This is a genomic window from Nocardia sp. NPDC004604, assembly GCF_040609795.1.
Lineage (GTDB): Bacteria > Actinomycetota > Actinomycetes > Mycobacteriales > Mycobacteriaceae > Nocardia.
Genome location: NZ_JBEXLC010000003.1, coordinates 1 through 17,891 on the forward strand (window position 1 = coordinate 1; position 17,891 = coordinate 17,891).

17 protein-coding genes are annotated in these 17,891 nt (G+C 66.2%); 9 read left to right on the forward strand and 8 right to left on the reverse strand.

The window, feature by feature from the left end; genetic code table 11:
• The coding region (locus ABZW16_RS02315) for a transglycosylase family protein (protein WP_354951305.1) at window positions 1-291 on the forward strand (291 nt) is incomplete at its 5' end.
• Window positions 292-325: 34 nt separating this feature from the next.
• The gene (gene rsmA, locus ABZW16_RS02320) at window positions 326-1,207 is read left to right on the forward strand and encodes a 16S rRNA (adenine(1518)-N(6)/adenine(1519)-N(6))-dimethyltransferase RsmA (protein ID WP_354951307.1); all 882 of its coding nucleotides are present in this window, start codon (window positions 326-328) and stop codon (window positions 1,205-1,207) included.
• Between the two features lie 312 nt (window positions 1,208-1,519).
• On the opposite strand, the gene ABZW16_RS02325 is transcribed toward rsmA, so the two are convergent.
• The 3 genes from ABZW16_RS02325 to ABZW16_RS02335 form a co-directional block, all read right to left on the reverse strand.
• Window positions 1,520-2,416, reverse strand: coding sequence for a hypothetical protein (locus ABZW16_RS02325; protein WP_354951309.1), 897 nt, complete (start codon window positions 2,414-2,416; stop codon window positions 1,520-1,522).
• Entirely contained in the window at window positions 2,416-2,622 is a 207-nt protein-coding gene (locus ABZW16_RS02330; protein WP_330250356.1) for a copper ion binding protein, read from the reverse strand. The genes ABZW16_RS02325 and ABZW16_RS02330 overlap by 1 nt, the downstream gene beginning before the upstream one ends.
• A 226-nt stretch (window positions 2,623-2,848) precedes the next feature.
• Window positions 2,849-3,454 carry a TetR/AcrR family transcriptional regulator gene (locus ABZW16_RS02335; protein ID WP_354951311.1) on the reverse strand — a complete coding sequence of 202 codons (606 nt, stop codon included), beginning with the start codon at window positions 3,452-3,454 and terminating at the stop codon, window positions 2,849-2,851.
• 75 nt (window positions 3,455-3,529) lie between these two features.
• Here ABZW16_RS02335 and ABZW16_RS02340 point away from each other — a divergent pair, with 75 nt between their 5' ends.
• Both ABZW16_RS02340 and ABZW16_RS02345 read left to right on the forward strand, forming a co-directional pair.
• Entirely contained in the window at window positions 3,530-4,300 is a 771-nt protein-coding gene (locus ABZW16_RS02340; RefSeq protein ID WP_354951313.1) for an SDR family oxidoreductase, read from the forward strand.
• 76 nt (window positions 4,301-4,376) lie between these two features.
• Window positions 4,377-5,312 (forward strand): 4-(cytidine 5'-diphospho)-2-C-methyl-D-erythritol kinase, encoded by a 936-nt coding sequence (locus ABZW16_RS02345; RefSeq protein ID WP_354951594.1) that lies wholly within the window; start codon window positions 4,377-4,379, stop codon window positions 5,310-5,312.
• A 90-nt stretch (window positions 5,313-5,402) separates the two neighbouring features.
• Here ABZW16_RS02345 and ABZW16_RS02350 read toward each other — a convergent pair whose 3' ends face one another.
• Window positions 5,403-6,251, reverse strand: a complete 849-nt coding sequence (locus tag ABZW16_RS02350) for an LLM class flavin-dependent oxidoreductase (protein ID WP_354951315.1) — start codon at window positions 6,249-6,251, stop codon at window positions 5,403-5,405.
• A 330-nt stretch (window positions 6,252-6,581) separates the two neighbouring features.
• On the opposite strand from ABZW16_RS02350, the gene ABZW16_RS02355 reads away from it, so the two are divergent.
• Window positions 6,582-8,375 carry an ABC-F family ATP-binding cassette domain-containing protein gene (locus ABZW16_RS02355; RefSeq protein WP_354951317.1) on the forward strand — a complete coding sequence of 598 codons (1,794 nt, stop codon included), beginning with the start codon at window positions 6,582-6,584 and terminating at the stop codon, window positions 8,373-8,375.
• Window positions 8,376-8,716: 341 nt separating this feature from the next.
• Here the strand turns inward: ABZW16_RS02355 and ABZW16_RS02360 are convergent, their stop codons facing one another.
• On the reverse strand, window positions 8,717-9,625 hold the full coding sequence (locus tag ABZW16_RS02360; RefSeq protein ID WP_354951319.1) for an Abi-alpha family protein: 909 nt from the start codon (window positions 9,623-9,625) through the stop codon (window positions 8,717-8,719).
• Window positions 9,622-10,896 carry a hypothetical protein gene (locus ABZW16_RS02365; RefSeq protein ID WP_354951321.1) on the reverse strand — a complete coding sequence of 425 codons (1,275 nt, stop codon included), beginning with the start codon at window positions 10,894-10,896 and terminating at the stop codon, window positions 9,622-9,624. Before ABZW16_RS02365 ends, ABZW16_RS02360 begins: the two co-directional genes overlap by 4 nt.
• Window positions 10,897-11,275: 379 nt before the next feature.
• Here ABZW16_RS02365 and ABZW16_RS02370 point away from each other — a divergent pair, with 379 nt between their 5' ends.
• Together ABZW16_RS02370 and ABZW16_RS02375 are read left to right on the forward strand one after the other, a co-directional pair.
• Window positions 11,276-12,154 carry an Abi-alpha family protein gene (locus tag ABZW16_RS02370; RefSeq protein WP_354951323.1) on the forward strand — a complete coding sequence of 293 codons (879 nt, stop codon included), beginning with the start codon at window positions 11,276-11,278 and terminating at the stop codon, window positions 12,152-12,154.
• Between the two features lie 100 nt (window positions 12,155-12,254).
• Window positions 12,255-12,809 carry a nuclear transport factor 2 family protein gene (locus ABZW16_RS02375; RefSeq protein WP_354951325.1) on the forward strand — a complete coding sequence of 185 codons (555 nt, stop codon included), beginning with the start codon at window positions 12,255-12,257 and terminating at the stop codon, window positions 12,807-12,809.
• A 10-nt stretch (window positions 12,810-12,819) separates the two neighbouring features.
• On the opposite strand, the gene ABZW16_RS02380 is transcribed toward ABZW16_RS02375, so the two are convergent.
• Window positions 12,820-14,418, reverse strand: a complete 1,599-nt coding sequence (locus ABZW16_RS02380) for a peptide chain release factor 3 (protein WP_354951596.1) — start codon at window positions 14,416-14,418, stop codon at window positions 12,820-12,822.
• 346 nt (window positions 14,419-14,764) lie between these two features.
• Here ABZW16_RS02380 and ABZW16_RS02385 point away from each other — a divergent pair, with 346 nt between their 5' ends.
• Both ABZW16_RS02385 and pth read left to right on the forward strand, forming a co-directional pair.
• Window positions 14,765-15,370, forward strand: coding sequence for a 50S ribosomal protein L25/general stress protein Ctc (locus tag ABZW16_RS02385; RefSeq protein WP_354951327.1), 606 nt, complete (start codon window positions 14,765-14,767; stop codon window positions 15,368-15,370).
• Window positions 15,371-15,394: 24 nt separating this feature from the next.
• On the forward strand, window positions 15,395-15,976 hold the full coding sequence (gene pth, locus ABZW16_RS02390) for an aminoacyl-tRNA hydrolase (protein WP_354951329.1): 582 nt from the start codon (window positions 15,395-15,397) through the stop codon (window positions 15,974-15,976).
• Between the two features lie 156 nt (window positions 15,977-16,132).
• Here pth and ABZW16_RS02395 read toward each other — a convergent pair whose 3' ends face one another.
• Window positions 16,133-17,779, reverse strand: coding sequence for a fatty acyl-AMP ligase (locus ABZW16_RS02395; RefSeq protein ID WP_354951331.1), 1,647 nt, complete (start codon window positions 17,777-17,779; stop codon window positions 16,133-16,135).
• Window positions 17,780-17,891: the final 112 nt, after the last annotated feature.

Below are 17,891 nucleotides of genomic sequence, written 5' to 3' on the forward strand. Positions count from 1 at the left end.
CGCAAGGGCGTCAAGCCCGGCACCGAGGTGCCGCCCGTACGCGACGGTGCGATCTGGGATGCGCTTGCCCGCTGCGAATCCACCGGTAACTGGGCCATCAATACCGGCAACGGCTACTTCGGCGGCATCCAATTCGACCAGAGCACCTGGGAACGCCAGGGCGGATTGAAATACGCGCCCCGCGCCGACCTCGCCACCCGCGAAGAGCAGATCGCCATCGCCGAAGTCACCCGCGCCGGCCAGGGCTGGGGCGCCTGGCCCGCCTGCACCAGCCGCCTCGGCATCGGCTGAGCCCGACTCGCAACGGGTTGATACGTTGTCGGACGTGTCCGAACCCGATATTTCCGCTCGTGGGAGCGCTGCGCTACTCGGACCCGCCGAGGTGCGGGCACTGGCCGAACGGCTGGGCGTGCGCCCGACCAAGCAACTCGGGCAGAACTTCGTGCACGATGCCAATACGGTGCGGCGCATTGTCGCGGCCGCGGGGGTCGGGCGCGGGGATGCGGTGCTCGAGGTCGGGCCCGGGCTCGGCTCGTTGACATTGGCACTGCTCGATGTGGTGGATTCGGTTGTCGCGGTCGAGATCGATCCGGTTCTCGCGCGGCATCTTCCGGTGACCGTCGCGGACCGTGCGCCGGAACTGGCCGGGCAGCTGAGCGTCGTCGAGGCCGATGCGCTGCGGGTGCGCGCGCGGGACCTGCCGGTATCGCCGTCCGCGCTGGTCGCGAACCTGCCCTATAACGTGGCAGTGCCGGTGCTGCTGCATCTGCTGGCCGAATTGCCCAGCATCACAACCTCATTGGTAATGGTGCAGGCGGAGGTGGCCGATCGCCTGGCCGCCGAGCCGGGCGGCCGCATCTACGGCGTTCCCAGCGTCAAGGCGGGCTTCTTCGGCACCGTGCGCCGCGCGGGCGCGGTCGGCACCCAGGTCTTCTGGCCGGTGCCGCGCGTCGAATCCGGTCTGGTCCGCATCCAGCGCTACGCCGAACCGCCATGGCCGATGGATGAAGTGCACCGCCGCCGCGTCTTCGAGGTCATCGACGCCGCCTTCGCCCAACGCCGCAAAACGCTGCGCGCCGCACTCGGCACCTGGGCAGGCTCCCCCGCCGAGGCCGAACGCCGTCTACTGGCCGCCGGAATCTCCCCGACCGCCCGCGGCGAAACCCTCGACACCGCAGCCTTCGTCCGCCTCGCCGCCCAGGTGTAATTCCGTCATGGGCAGTGCGTTCGGTTGATCGGATGACGTTCGGCCGAATCGTAATGGGCGGACTGGTCGGTTTCTGTTGCTGGTGTGCAAGAGGGTGCTCGGTGCGACCGACGCCGCCAGCTGCATATCAGCTGCCCTGTCGAAACAGATTGTGGATAACGAACTTTTGTCTTTGCTGGGGCGAATGTGGTAGCCGCCGTGACCCATCGAATTCGGCCAAGCCGTCACACCGCATACACCGCATGCGCCGCACAGATTGCGCAGGTCAACGCACCGATTGTCGGCTCGATCGAGGCCGGTCGGCAGCTGCGGTCATGGGTGACCGCCATCCGGATGGTGTGCACCGCTGGATGTGGATGGCGCTGTGGATGATTCGACGCGCACGGTGAATTCCGCGGTGTGCACGACGCCGCCGTGGGAGAAGTCTAGATACAGCCGATATGGGCCCGCGCTCGGGGCCTGTGCATGGAAGGTGACCTCCGGACCGGCTGGCGTGCGGCCGATTTCGCCTTGCGGATGGACGTGCAGGTAGGCGAGGTCGTTGGCGCGCAGTGCGACCAGATGTGCGTACGCACCGAGGTACGGTTCGAGATCGGTCACCGGCGCGCTGTCGCGCGTCACGGTGAAACGCAGTTCGCTGCCCGCGGTGCGCAGCTCGCCGGTCATGCGCACCTGGTAGCCGTCCACCGTGGCCGACCGCGATTCGGGCGGAAGCGGTTGTGTCGTAGCCGCTCCCGCGACGGTGAAGGTGCGGCTCAGAACCAGATCGCCCGGACCTTGTTCCGGGACGAAATCGGCGAAGACGCGATAGGCGCCGGGTGCCGCCCAGGTCCAATCGATCGACCAGGTGCCCGTGTCGTCCATGGTCGGATGCACATGCCGGTATTCGGTGGCGTCCGACCGGACCACGATCAGGTGCAGCTTCTTATCGTGCTGTGTGGTGAATCGGGTGACCGGCGTCGCGTCCGGTCCGGTGATCCGAAAACGCAGGGCCCCGGCTCGATTCGGCTCCGCGGGTGCGGTCAGGTCGGCCAGGGTGTAGCCGGATCGTGAATCCGACAGCCCGGTTTCCTGTTCGGTGTGTGCCATCGCGCCGTGGTCCGGTGCCGACCCGGTCGGCTCGCCCACCAGGGCGCCGATTCCGAGTGCGACACCGAACAACGCGACCAGTCCGCCACCGACCGCGGCGAACCTCAGCCGGTCCTGCATCAGACGGCGACCTCGTACCCCGCCTCGTCCACGGCGGCGGCAATATCGGCGGCGGCGAGCGGTGCGGCGCTGTCCACCCGGACGGCACCGGTGGCGAGGTCGACATCCACGCTGGTCACGCCATCGATCTTGCCGATCTCCGTCTTGACCGAGCTGACGCAGTGTCCGCAGGTCATCCCCGTGACGGTGTAGGTGCTGGTGGCCATGTCCGACTCCTTCGCTCGCATTCGATCATACGGTGTGGGGGTATCCCCGACGCAAATGAAACATACCCCCCAAGGGTATTGGGCGCAAGTGTGGATCGTCCTGCCATCGACTGGTCGTTCCGGAAGTTCGGATAGTTCCCATCGTCCAGCTGTTTTCGGAATATGCCCGTGACTCGGATGTCGACGAGCTCCACGGCAGATCTCGTTCCCTATGCCGGCGACGTGTTCACGCGCGAACGGTGGAAGGCCAACCGTGCATGGCCATTTCGGCGACCTGCTCCAGCTGTGCGGGACTCGCACCGTCTCGGGCTGCCTGTGACATGCCCTGCATGACCGTGCCCACATAACGCGCGAGTGTGGTCGCATCGGTCTCGGGCGACAGCAGGCCCGCATCGATATCCGCCTGAATGTGCGCCGCGAAGCCTGCCACATTCCGATTGCGAATCGTGCGCAGCATCTCGGCGATCTCGGTGCTGGTGGTGTTGAGTCCCGCGCTCATCACCAGGCAGCCGTGCGGGCAATCGGGCCGGGTGTACTCCGTCGCCGCCTCGTGCAGCATGCGGCGCACCGCCGCCTCGGCCGTCGGCTCCTCGGCGAGGGCGCGCGGGATGAATCCGCCGTAGCGGGTGCCGAAGACCTGCACCACCTCGTTGAACAGCGTCGCCTTATCGCCGAATGCGGCGTACAGGCTCGGTGCTCCGATGCCCATCGCCGCGGTCAGATCGCCGATCGAAGTCGCCTCGTAGCCGCGCGCCCAGAACAGTCGCAGCGCCTTTTCCAGTGCGGCATCCCGGTCGAACGAGCGGGGGCGTCCCCTGGTCGGTGCACTCACCCGGTCATTCTATAGCGGTCGCTAGATAATATGCTAACGTCAGTTCTGTAGTGATCGATAGAGAAAGGACTCATGATGGGTGCACAGCTGCAAACCGGTCGGCTCGACGGCAAGACGGCACTGGTCACCGGTGGCAGTCGCGGTATCGGCCGGGCGATTGCGCAACGGCTGGGGCAAGAGGGTGCGCGCGTCGCCGTGCACTACAACGGCAATGAGCAGGCGGCGAAGGAGACCGTCGCCGCCATCGAGGCGGCGGGCGGTTCGGCCTTCGCGATCCGGGCCGAACTCGGCGTGCCCGGCGATGCCGCGGCACTGTGGTCCGCATTCGACGCACATGCCGACGGTGTGGACATCATCGTCAATAACGCGGGCATCGACGGCATCCGCGAACCGATCGGCGGTACCGATGAGACAGCCTTCGACCGGCTCTTCGCCGTCAATGCGAAGGCGCCGTTCTTCGTTACCAAGCTGGGGCTGGAGCGACTGCGCAGCGGCGGACGCATCATCAATATCTCCACCGGCCTCACGCACGGGGCGAGAATGCCGCAGCTGATCGCCTACACCATGACCAAGGGCGCCATCGACACGTTCACCCAAACGCTGGCAAAGGAACTCGGCGCGCGTGGCATCACCGTGAATGCCGTCGGGCCCGGCGTGATCGATACCGATATGAACGCGAGCTGGCTGCGCAATGACGAGACCGAGGCATTGGTCGCCGGGTGGTCGCCGTTGAACCGGGTCGGTCAGCCCGGCGACGTCGCCGATATCACGGCCTTTCTCGCCTCCGACGATTCGCGCTGGATCACCGGACAGTGGATCGATGCCACCGGCGGGGCCCTGTTGTAACCGTCCGACACATGGCCGGTGAATGTCTCATCTCCAGCTGAGCACCTGTCGGACCCACCCGATAGGCTTGAGCACCGTGTTGTCGGTAGTGCCAAGTCCCGTCATCGTGCGCGCCCCGTCGAAGGTGAATCTGCATCTCGGCGTCGGTGACGTGCGCGCGGACGGCTATCACGATCTGACCACGGTGTTCCAAGCGCTATCGCTCTGCGATGATCTGGAACTCGCGCCCGCCGCCGCGCTGTCGGTCCGGGTCAGCGGCGAAGGCGCCGCCGATGTGCCGACCGATCGCACCAATCTGGTCTGGAAGGCCGCCGTGCGCGTCGCGCATCTGGCCGGACGCGCGCCACTGGTGGAAATCGCCATCAATAAGGGCATTCCGGTCGCCGGTGGTATGGCGGGCGGCAGCGCGGACGCCGCGGCCGCGCTCGTCGGCCTGAACGAGCTGTGGGACGTCGGGATGACTCGCGATGAATTGTTCGCGGTCGCCGCCGAACTCGGCAGTGATGTGCCGTTCGCGCTGCACGGCGGCACCGCGCTCGGCACCGGCCGTGGTGAACGGCTGCTTCCGGTATTGTCCCGCAGTACTTTTCACTGGGTGCTCGCGCTGGCCAAGGGCGGGCTGTCCACGCCCGCCGTCTTCGCCGAACTCGACCGACTACGCGAGAACGGCACCCCGCCCCGGATCGGCGAGCCGCAGGCGCTGATGCAGGCGCTGGCCTCCGGTGACCCGAAACAGCTTGCGCCCCTGCTGGGTAACGACCTGCAGGCGGCGGCCCTATCGCTGAAGCCGGAGCTGCGTCGAACATTGCGCGCTGGCGTCGGCGCGGGTGCGCTTGCCGGATTGGTCTCCGGTTCCGGTCCGACCTGCGCGTTCCTGTGTGACAGTGAGGATGGCGCGGTGGCGGTCGCGGCCGAACTCGCCGGTGCGGGTGTGTGCCGCAGCGTGCGCACGGCCAGCGGACCGGTGCCCGGTGCCCGAGTCATCAGCAGTGACACGCCCGGAAAGCGCTGACCTTGGTGAAAGAAGCGTGCACTTCCCGCTGAATCCTGCGATCGCCGGACTCAGCTGGAAAAGTGCGCGCCTGGTTGGGCTGGCGCGGGGTTATGCGATGACGTCGGCGAGGCGGTCGACCTGGTCGGCGTCGCGGCCGTAGCAGTAGAGCATGACCTCGGCTGCGCCGAGATCTTCGAATTGGCCGATGGCCGTGCGGATCTCGTCGGGGGTGGTGAGCATGCCCGCGAGCATGTAATCGGCGCGACCGCTGAATTCGTAGTAGTTGCCCATCGAGGTGCGGGCGTCTTCGATCAGGTCGGGTGCGCCGAGTGCGACATTGACCTGGGCGACGATGCGCGGCTCGCCGTCGCGGCCGTATTCCTTCCATGAGCGACGGGCGGCATCGAAGAGATCACCGGCCCAGGACGGTGCGGCGGCGGCGAGAAATCCACCGCCCCAGCGTCCGACGCGATCGATGGCGGCGGGCTGGAAGCCGCCGAAAAGGATTTCGGGGCCTTCGGGACGCAGCGGCGCGGGGCCGACCGGTCCGCAGTCGGCACCGTGCGGCTGACCGGACCACAGGCGGCGCATGATCGCCATCTGTTCGTCCAGGCGGCGACCGCGAGTACGCAGGTCGGTGCCGGAGGCAATGTGGTCGTCCGCGCGACCGCCGACACCCAGGCCGAGCACGAAGCGGCCACCGGACATGCGGTCGAGGGTTGCGGCCTGTTTGGCGAGCAGCGTCGGCTCGCGCAGCGGTGCGATGAGCACCTCGGTCTGCACCTTGATGCGGTTGGTGGCGCCCGCGATCATGCCGAGCGCGATCAGCGGTTCGGGATTGTCGTAGACGAGCCGGTCGAGCAGGCCGAGGGTGGAGAACGGGCCCGCATCGGCGCGGCGGGCCCAATCGAGCAGAGCCGCGGGATCGGAAATGGGCAGACCGAGACCGATGTGCATGAGAAACCTCCAGGTAAGGGGTAGTTGATCGGTGCCGCCCCTGGCACCTCGACGCGAGGTGGGGCTCCCATTCTGCGGCTGTGCTTCGGAAGCGCCGTCGCTAACGTTGTTCGTAACGAACGCTGTTCGCTGAAGCTACTGTAAACGAACGTTGTTCGTTTCGCAAGTAATGGCGGATTTGGGTATGTGACCACTGATTTCGCGAGGTCACGGGTAACTCGTCGGGTACGCCCAAAACCGGGGTCCGGACCGCGACCGTCGGGCCGTGCGGGAAGGTGGGTAGGCTCTCTCGACGGGAAAATTGCGCGGAGAGGCGGGCTAGCGGGATCCATGTCCAACCTGATCAACCTCGAGCAGGTCTCCAAGAGTTTCGGTATCAAACCGCTCCTGGACAACGTGTCGCTCGGTATCCACGCGGGCGAGCGGATCGGCGTCGTCGGCCTCAACGGCGGCGGTAAGACCACCCTGTTGGAGGTGCTGACCGGTCTCGAACCGCCCGACAGCGGCCGGGTGAGCCGGGTCGGCGGGCTGCGGATGGCGGTGGTTACCCAGCGCGGTGTGCTGCCGCCCGGCGCGACCGTCGGAGCTGTCGTGCTGGCCGGACTCGCCGATGATGCGATGACCGACGATATGGCCGAACACGAATGGGCCTCGAACCCGCGCATCCGTTCGGTGCTGGCGGGTATCGGAATCGACGGCCTCGGCCTGGACACATCGGTCGACAATCTGTCCGGTGGCGAGCGCCGCCGCGTCGCGCTGGCCGCAGCGCTGGTGCGCGAACTCGATCTGCTCGTCCTCGACGAGCCGACCAACCACCTCGATGTCGAGGGCGTGCAGTGGCTTGCCGAACATCTGCTCAACCGCCGCAGCGCGCTGGTGGTCGTGACCCACGATCGCTGGTTCCTCGACACCGTCGCCACCGATACCTGGGAGGTTGTCGGCGGCAAGGTGGAGAGCTATGAGGGCGGTTACGGCGACTGGATTTTCGCACGCGCCGAGCGGGCCAGGCAGGCCGACGCCGCCGAGGCCAGGCGCGCGAACCTGGCGCGCAAAGAGCTGGCCTGGCTGCGGCGCGGCGCGAAGGCGCGCACCTCCAAGCCGCGCTATCGGGTGGAGGCGGCCGAGGCGCTGATCGCCGATGTGCCGCCGCCGCGCGATAGCGTCTCGCTGGCCGCGTTCGCGCGAAAGCGCCTGGGCCGCGTCGTCATCGAACTCGAGGACACCACCCTCACCACACCGGACGGCAGAGAGTTGGTGCGCGACTTGACCTGGCGCCTTGCGCCGGGGGAGCGGGTCGGCCTGGTCGGGGTGAACGGATCCGGTAAGACGACCCTGCTGCGCACCTTGGCCGGTGCGATCGAACCCGCTGCGGGCAAACGCATTCAGGGGCAGACGGTCCAGATCGGCTGGCTGCGTCAGGAACTCGACGATCTGCCGACCGACCTGCGGGTACTGGAGGCCGTGCAGCAGGTGGCGCAGCGAATCGTGCTGGGCGACAAGGAGATCTCCGCAGGGCAGCTGGCCGAGCGGCTCGGCTTCACTCCCGCCCGTCAGCGCACCCCGGTCGGCGACCTATCCGGCGGTGAACGGCGCAGGCTGCAACTGACCCGCATCCTGATGGCCGAGCCGAATGTGCTGCTGCTCGACGAGCCGACCAATGACCTGGATATCGATACCCTGCAACAGCTCGAGGACCTGCTCGACAACTGGGCGGGCACGCTGGTCGTGATCAGCCACGACCGCTACCTGGTCGAGCGCATCTGCGACTCGACCTGGGCACTGTTCGGCGACGGCAAACTCACGAACCTGCCCGGTGGCATCGACGAATACCTGAAAAAGCGTGCCGTATCGAACTCGGCCGCAACACGTTCCGGCACCGACACCAAGCCCGCCGAAACGTCCGCCACCGATTCCGCCGCCTACCGCGCCGCCCGCAAGGAACTGGCCAAACTGGAACGCGCCATCGATAAGCTCACCGAACGCGAGCAGCGCCTGCACACCGCCTTGGCCGACGCCGCCACCGACCCGGAGAAACTCATCACCCTGGGCACCGAGCTGAAACAGGTATTGTCCGAAAAGGAAACTGCCGAGGAGCGCTGGCTCGAATTGGCCGATGGCGCCTGACGTGTAGGCAACGGCGCCTGATCCCTGGGCGACGGCGCTTTAGGCTTTGGCCGATTGCGTCTGCCGTCGGTCGGGCTGCCCCTAGCCGACGGGAGCCTGCCCTCTGGCCGACCTCGACTCGGCCTCGCAGACCGTCCGGTACCAGCGAACCATTAAGGAGCGCACCTGATTCGGTGGGCGCCGCACCACGCGCGACGGATTGTTCGCTGCATCGAGCGGAGTCGAATGGCGCCTCGGTCGTGGGGCAGCCGGTGCGAGAGACTCGGCCGTTCGGTGGGCGCTGCACCACGTGCCCGACTTGGCGCCGCATCGAGCGAGTCGAATCGCGCCCCGATCGTGGGTTAGCTGGTGCCGGAGACGCGACCGTCTTGCACTACGACAGGCAGGCAGGTCTGTACGAAGTCGGCGCCGAAGCCGGTGAGGGTAATGCTGCGGTAGTAGACCTTGGTGCCGAAGCCGGAGCGCTTCAATACTTCTCGGACCGAGGATTGGGCCTCGAGGATCTGGTAGCGGTTCGGGTTGCCGACGGGTTCCTTGACGAATTCGATCAGGCCGAGGCGACGCAGGTTGGGCAGATATTGCTGGATGCGGTTCGGGAAGCGCAGACCCGCGTGTTCGCCGATCAGGTTGAGGCCGGAGATGATCCGCTCGACGCCGAGGCCGCGCGGACGTCCGGTGCGGATGTCGATCGAGGGCTGCGGGCCGTCGAGGTGGAGAAAGCGCAGGATGCGTGCCTCGTCGGGGGTGAGTTCCTCGAGCATGCGGGCGAAGGCGGGATGGGTTTCGGCATGTTCGCCGTGCGTGCTCGCCGAAAGGCGCAACAGCGCGGCACCCTGTTCGCGCAGCGTGGGAACGGCGTCGGAGGTGGGCTGTTCGGGTGTGGCGGGCAGTCGCAGTGCGCGGCGCACTGCGTCACGGACCCCCGCCTCGGCCTCGGCCAGAACCTCGCGCGGTGGATTCCCGGCGATGCTGCCGCGCACCACGGTCGCGCCGACACCGAGTGCGGTATCGATGCCCCAGGCGGTCACCTCGGCGGCGGCGGTCACCGCGACCCGGGCGACGCCGGTGGTCGCGCGGACGGTCTTGCGCACCGACCCGGGCTCCCGCTTGCGGGCTCCGACCTCGGCCGAGCTGATCGGCAGCCGCGCGATTTCCGTTGAGAGCTGGGGTGTTTCGGCCACCTCGGAGTGCTCCGCCGACGCAGAGCCCTGCCCGGCGGCCTGCAGATCATCGCCGCCAGATTCCGTCATAGCCATGATGTCGCCACTCCCGTCCCGAAGATCAGGATGTGAGCGTATCCGGCGAAGAGCCCCAACACGCCGCCATGCAGAAAAAGGAGCCATTCGTCCTGTTTGATGGCCGATCGCAGCATATCCACGAAGTCCGGAGGCTTCAGCGCCGACATCTGTTTGGCGATGTAGTCATTGATTTGCCTACCCTGCTGGACATTGAAGTCCGGATCGGCGAAGGCGATCGGTGCGATGGACATCGCCTCGGTGGTCAGCGTCGATTGCAGCGAGTCGTACTCCCGGCTGCCGAGCATGAACTTCACCGCGGGTCTTGCGGGTCCGAGCGCGCGGTCCGCGGCCGGGCGCAAGGTGTCCTCGAGCATCTGCATGGTCCGGTCCGAGCGCGGGCCGTTGAGCAGTTCGTCACCGATATTGGCGACGGTCATCACCTGGCTGGAGACCAATTCGGCGTAGCCATCGGTGATCTCGGACTGCCGCTTGATCAGCAGACCCTGCCGCCATGGGCACCACCACTTCGGGTAGGCGGGCGCGAAGATCATATTCAGGCCGATCCAGTTGACCACCCAGCCGATAATGACGCCGCCGATCGGCAGCACCACCAGTGTTGACCAGCCGGTCACATGCAGAATCCCGACCAGCACCACACCCATCGGCGCGCCGAAGTAGAAACCGAAGTTCTGCATGAAACGCAGTTCCTTGGCGCCGAGCACCTGGAAAAGGGTGTTGAGCAGGTGCGGGCGCGCCTGGAAATAGCGGATGACCATCTGCTTGACGTCGAGCAGTTGATCGATATTGGCGCCCAATTCCTCGGTCAGCTCACGCAGAATATCGGGCAGCTGCTGGCGGACCCGCGCATGAATCATCTCTCGCACACCGGTCGGCAGGTTGTACCAGAGTTGCGGGTGCTCGCGGCGCAGGATTTCTTCGACGATGTCCTTGATCTGTGCGTCGGCGATATTGGCGAGGTGTTCGGCGAGCTTGTCCGGTTCGAGTTCGCGATAGAAGTCGGCGACGCTGCCGAGTTTCGCCAGGCCCTTGTCGACGGCGATGCTCGCCATTTTGTCCGCGCGTGAGGGCACGATGCCCTGCCAGCCGATTCGGCCGTCGTAGCTCAGTAGCGGAAGCACCTGAATTCGCTTGGGCAGGAAGGGAAACAGCGCGCGCAGCCCCGGTAAATGCACACCGTGGAAGGCGACCGGCTTGAACAGCATGAGGATGCCGGTCCAGTTGGTGATGTAGCCGATGATTCCAGTGAAAAGCGGGATAGTCACTAACTCGAGGAGGATCGTCGGGTGAATCCCGAAAACACTCTCCAACACGACACCCTCCTGCCGATATACCGGTGACCGCCGCCTCACCGGCATCCCAAACTAGCACCCAGTCGGCAGACGGACCCTACTGTGAGATCGAGAAGCCGGTCCACCGCGAGTGTCTCGAGCCACAGCGGATTGTCTGAGACATCAGTCACACTGTGTGTCCAGAATGTCGTACTGTCAACCGGCGCCGGAGACAATGACGACCACCACACGTTCGACAGCAGGGGTCGGCGTGCGTGCTGGCCCACTCGGCTCACGGTTACGCATACCTGGAAAGCTCGAGGGCAATAATCTGTGGGCGTATTCGTTCACTAGGCAATACATCGGAGTAGACGTGACAGACGACAGGACCGGACAGGACCTGGCCCGGGCCGGTTCCCGCTCGGTGGAGCGCAGCTCGGATGTCGAACAGCGGCAGATCAGCAATGAGGCGAGGCTGATTCGCGGCGTGTTCCGGGCGGCGGGACTCGCCGCGGGCTCCGTGGTGCGCGGCAGTCAGTGGGCCGTCGAGACGACCTATGAGGTGACCAAGGAGATCACCCAGGCCGCGCTCGACGGTGAGTCGTCGGCCGATATCGCCGAGCGCACCGGCAATGCGCTGCGCTCCATCGCGCGCAGCGCACTGGGCGTCACCGAGGGGTCGGTGCGCGAAATCGTCAGCTATGTACCGGCTTCCAACGGTGCGTCGCAGCAGCAGGCGATCGGCATCGGCGCGCCGCTGCACTCGGCGAGCAGTGAGGAGCTGCGCCGCCGCGGCGATGCGCTGCTGGCCCGCTCGGCTGATGTCTACTTCACCGATGATGTGCATCCCGCCTATGACCGGATCCTCGACGAGTTGGCGCCGGACGAGGCGCGCATTCTGCGGTTCATGGCATTGAACGGTCCGCAGCCGACGGTCGATGTGCGGACCAATCGTCCGCTCGGCATCGGCTCGGAGTTGGTGACCGGTGATCTGACCTCGGTGCCGGAACAGGCCGGAGTCCGCTACTCGGACCGCTCCCGCACCTATCTGATCAATCTGAACCGTCTGGGGCTGACCCAGGTCTCCGATGATCCGGTGGTGCTCAGCCGGTACATGGTGCTCGAAGTGCAGCCGGTAGTGGAGGCGGCGCTGAAGAAGGCCGGGCGCGCGCCCAAGATCGTGCGCAAGAGTCTGCGGCTGACGGAGTTCGGCAGCGACTTCTGCAATACCTGCTTCACCATCGGCAACTGAGCCGCGCGCCGGGGCGGATTATCGACCACCGGTGATAGCAATCTGATACAAATCTCCCAATTCGTGTAGCGCGGCGGCTTCGAATGGGATTGTTGAGGTTATGGATCAGGATGCTGTGTCAGCGATCAGTCGCCTGAAGTTCCGGTATCTGCGCACCCTCGACACCAAGTCGTGGGATGAATTCGCGGATACGATGGTTCCCGAGGCGACCGCCACCTACAGCGAATACCTGCAGTTCGAGTCGCGGGATGCGTTCTTGGCTTTCATGCGCAACACCCTCGGTCCGCATGTCATCACCGAGCACCGATGTGATCATCCGGAGATCGATGTCGTCGGTGATACCGCCACCGGCACTTGGTATCTCGCCGATACCGTGCTGATACCGGCGCACAATATGCTGCTGCGCGGCGCCGCGTTCTACTCCGATCGCTATGTGCGCTGTCAGGACGGTCTGTGGCGGATCGCGCACACCGGCTACGAGCGGACCTATGAGGTGGTGCTCTCGCTCAGCGATCTGCCCAGCCTGCGACTGACATCGAGTCGCTGGGGGATGATCGCGCGCGAAGATGGCATCGCGGACATCGAACGCGAGCCCACTACTCCGCTGCGCCGCGAGCCCGAACCGGCGACGGAAGCCGAACCCGAAGCCGGATAAGGGCGGGCGTTCAGTCCGCAGCCGCGACCAATGGCTCGAGTGTGAGCTTCGGATGCTCCTTCTCGATGTACTGCAGCCGCCACTTGTCGCCGAACAGCGCGAGCAGCACTCCGTCGGAGCGGGTGAACACCTCGACCCCGCGCTGCCGGTCGAGTTCGGCCATCGACTCCGCATCGGTGCGCCGGGCCAGCGTGTACGGCAGGTGCTCCATATGGGTTTCGACGTTGAACTCCGCCAGCATTCGCGCGGTGACCACCTCGAACTGCATCGGGCCGACCGCCGCGAGCACGGGGGAGGCATCGCCGCGCGTGTCATTGCGCAGCACCTGCACCACGCCTTCGGAATCGAGCTGATCGATGGCCTTGCGGAACTGCTTGTACTTGCCCGCACTCTGCGCGCGCAGCACCGCGAAATGCTCCGGTGCGAAGGACGGGATGGGCGGGAACTCCACCTTCTTGTCCACGAACAGGGTGTGCCCCGGCGCCAGCGCGGTCGCGTTGACCAGGCCGACCACATCACCCGGGTAGGCGGTGTCGACGGTCGAGCGCTCCCGGCCGAAGACGGTGAGCGCGTATTTGGTCGCGAACGGCCGACCGGTCTGGGCGTGCGTGACGACCATGCCGCGCTCGAATTCGCCGGAGACGATCCGCATGAACGCGAGCCGATCCCGGTGTGCCGCATCCATTCCCGCCTGCACCTTGAAGACCACCGCGCTGAACGGATCGGTGGTGTCGCGCGGCGTGCCGCCCATATCGGCACGCGAACCGGGCGCGGGCGCCAGCGCAACCAAGGTCTCGAGCAACTGCCGCACACCGAAGTTCAGCATCGCCGAGGCATAGATGACGGGGGAGGTCTGCCCGGCCAGGAACATTTCCTGATCGTGGTCCTGTCCGGTGGCCGAGAGCAGTTCGCTCTCCTCGGCGGCGGTCGTCCACGCCTCGCCCTCGCGAGCCTCGGCGGCTTCGGGGTCGATCGATTCCTCCGGCGCGATGGTCGCGCCGCCCGCGGTGCGGGTGAAGTGGATGTATTCGACGGCCTCGCCCTCGGCGCCGCGACGCAGCAGGCCACGGAAGTCGCCGGCGATGCCGACCGGCAGGAACAGCGGCGTCGGGGTGAGTCCGATCCGCTCGTTGATCTCGTCGAGCAGTTCCAGCGGCGCGCGGCCGGGGCGGTCCCACTTGTTGATCACCGTAATGACCGGGATGCCGCGGTGGCGGCACACCTGGAACAGCTTCAGTGTCTGCGGCTCGAGACCCTTGGCGGCGTCGATCAGCATGACCGCGGCGTCGACGGCGGTGAGTACGCGGTAGGTGTCCTCGGAGAAATCCGAGTGGCCCGGGGTGTCGACCAGGTTGATGACGTTATCGATATCGGAGCCCGCGGCGCGGTAGTTGAACTGGAGTGCGGTCGAGCTCACGGAGATTCCGCGCGCCTTCTCCATTTCCATCCAGTCCGATACGGTCGAGCGGCGCCCGGCCTTACCGTGGATCGCGCCCGCCTCGGAGATCATTTTTGCGTGCAGCGCGAGCGCCTCGGTCAGCGTCGACTTGCCCGCGTCGGGGTGGGAGATCACCGCGAATGTGCGCCGCCGAGCGACCTCGGCGGGCAACCCACGCGGGGCGGGCGCGACGACACCCTCAGTGGAGGCGGTCAACTTCAACAACCTTTCAGACAGCCGATCGGCAACCGCTCCAGCGTACGCGACCCGGGTGACGACAATTCGGCGAGTACGACGACCCGATTCAGGGAGAGATAGACAGTTGCGCTATGGTGTTCGGGTTGTCTCGGCGAGGGTGACCGCAGACTTGATGCGTTCACCGTGATCGACGCGGCTCGGCTCTCTGCCGTCCTCGTTCGGTCTTCGCCCGACGAATAGACCAACCTTTGCCAGGGCGGAAAACAGTTCCTGGCGCACTGTTGACAGCCCGGAAGAGCCGTAGGGAGTACATCCAGTCATGTCCGACGCCAACCTTCTCGAAGCCGCCGTCCGCACGGAGTTCGGCAAGGGCGCGGCCCGCCGCACCCGCCGCGCGGGCAATGTCCCCGCCGTGCTGTACGGCCACGCCGCCGACCCGCAGCACCTCTCGCTCAACGCCCAGGCCTTCGCCGCCATCTTGCGCGAGCACGGCACCAATGCGGTGCTGAACCTCGTCATCGACGGCAAGAAGCAGCTGGCGCTGACCAAATCCGTTGTGGTGCACCCGATTCGCCGTTACATCGAGCACGCCGACCTGCTGATCGTCAAGCGCGGCGAGAAGGTCACCGCCGATGTGAACGTGACGCTGGCCGGTGAGGCCGGTCCGGGCACCCTGATCACCCAGGAATCCACCACGCTGTCCATCGAGGCCGACGCGTTGAACATTCCGGAGGCCATCGAGGTCTCGATCGAGGGCGTCGAGGCCGGCACCCAGATCACCGCCGGTGCGATCGAGCTGCCGAAGGGCGTCACCCTGGCCGGTGACCCGGAGGCCTTGATCGTCAACATCATCGCCGCCCCGGCCTCCGCGCAGGAGACCGAAGAGGCCGCCGCGGCCGCCGCCGCTGCCGAGAGCGCCGAGTAGGAACTCTTCGGGTCGGTTATCCGCATGACCGAATCCTCGACCGGGCCCGCGCTCGTGGTCGGACTTGGCAATCCTGGTCCGGAATACGAGCGCACCCGGCACAATATCGGCTTTCTGGTCGCCGACGTGCTCGCACAGCGCGTCGGCGGCCGTTTTGCCGTGCACAAGAAGTCCGGCGCCGATCTGCTGCAGGCCCGGCTGGACGGGCGGCAGGTGCTGATCGCCAAGCCGCGTTCGTTCATGAATCTGTCCGGGCGTCCGGTCGCGGCGCTGGCGAAATTCTTCTCGGTACCGCCGACCGAGGTGATCGTCGTGCACGACGAACTGGATCTGCCATTCGGTCAGGTTCGGCTCAAGCGCGGCGGCGGTGAGGGCGGGCACAACGGGTTGCGCTCGGTCTCCAGTGCCTTGACCACCAAGGACTATCTGCGCACCCGCATCGGCATCGGCCGCCCGCCCGGCCGCCAGGATCCGGCAGACTATGTGCTCAAACCGTTTTCGTCGATGGAGCGCAAGGAAGTTCCGGTCATCGTCGAACAGGCCGCCGACGCAGTCGAATTGCTACTGCGCGTCGGGCTCGAACCGGCCCAGAACCAGCTGCACTGATCGGCACGGATTGGCCGAGGCGGCCGTCCTGATCACGAAACATAAAGCCGCCGAACACAATTGCACTCACCACGGTGCCGCGAATCGGTTGCCGATCTCCGCTCGGTCGCGGGTCGCGGTGCGCAAAGACCCTGCGCCCGAGCGGAATTCGTAGGTTCAGCGCAGGTGGATGGCGGTTGCAGCGCGGCGGAGTTTGCCGGAGGAGGTCTTCGGGAGGGCGCCGGGGCCCAGCACGGCGACGGTGCGGGGGCGGGCACCGACCTCGGAGAACACCGAGTGCACGATCTCGCGTTCGATGCGTTTGACCTCATCGGCGTTCTGGTGGTCATTGCTTTCCACCACCACGGCGAAGCTTTCGCGCTTTTCCCCCGCGTCCAAACGGACCGCGACGGCATTGCCGGGGCGCACACCTGCCACCCGCATCGCGGCGCGCTCGATATCGGTGGGATAGATATTGCGGCCGCCCATGATGATGACGTCCTTGATCCGGCCGCACACCACGATCAGTCCCTCGTCGGTGAAGTAGCCGATGTCACCGGTGTCGAGCCAGCCGTCCTGGTCCTGCGCGCTACGGAACCCATTGACCGTGACATAGCCCGAAGTCACTGCGGGACCGCGTAATTCGATCACACCGACGGAACGGGTGGGCAGCGGTTGGCGCTCCGAGTCGACGACCCGGCCCTCCAGATTGTCGACCAGATAACCGAGTGTGGGCAGGCGGCGCACATTGCCGTGGTGGCCGTGCGGATCGTGGACCGGCACCGCCTTGCCGAGGGCCTCCAGCAGGTCGGCATCGATGACATCGAGTATCTGCCCGAGTCCGGGATCCGGAATCGACACCGCCAGTGTGGTTTCGGCCATGCCGTAGACCGGGGTCAGCGCCATCGGATTGAGCCGGAAGCGTTTTCCGGCGGCGGCGAGTGCCTCCATGGTGTCCGGGTCGACGGGTTCGGCACCGTTCCACATGTACCGGACGCTGCTGAGGTCATAGGCGCCGTCCTCGGCCTGCTTGAGCCTGCGGGCCAGCAGCGAGTACGCGAAATTCGGTGCCGCCGTGACGGTTCCGCGATATTTATCGATCAGCTCGGCCCACAGCAGCGGGCGCATGAGGAAGTCGATCGGCGTCACGCAGACCACTTCGGCGCCGAATTGCATAGGGACGCTGAGGAAGCCGACCATGCCCATATCGTGGAACAGGGGCAGCCAGCTGATCATCACATCCTCGTCGAGCTGGAACTTCACCCGATCGAACATGGCGTAGGCATTGACGTAGAAGTTGCCGTGCGTGATCCGCACCGCCTTCGGCGATCCGGTCGATCCCGAGGTCAATTGCTGCAATGCGATATCGGTCTCGACGGTCGGCACCGGATCGGCCTCCGGGCCGTCGCGGAGCTGGTCGATGCGCACCACGGTGATGCCGCGTTCGCGCAGCAGCGGTTCGGCGGCCTCGAAGGGCGCGCCGAGCACCACTGCCCGCGCATCGATCATCGACAGGACGGTCTCGGTATCGCGGGCCCAGACCACCAGATCGGTCCGCGGCGTCGGCTGATGCAGCATGGTGATGGATGCGCCGCGCATCCAGATGCCCTGACAGGCCGGTGCGATATCGACCGGCATCCCGGCCAGCACGCCGACCGCGTCGCCGTGTCCGATTCCGGCCGCCGCGAGGCCGCCCGCCATGCTGCGGGCGATGCGGTGGATCTCGCCCCACGTCTGCCGCAGCGGCGCATTCGGCTCCCCCGTCACCAGCCCGCGAACCGAGGTTCGTGCCGTCGCGTACATCTCATCGGTGAACCTGCTCAAGTTCAACTCCCTGATCACCACGGTGCGGTGGCCGGACGTTGTGCACCGGCCTGCTTCCAACTATCCCGCCAATTCTGCGCCGCGTTAACGCTTCGGCCTGTAGTCCGCGGAC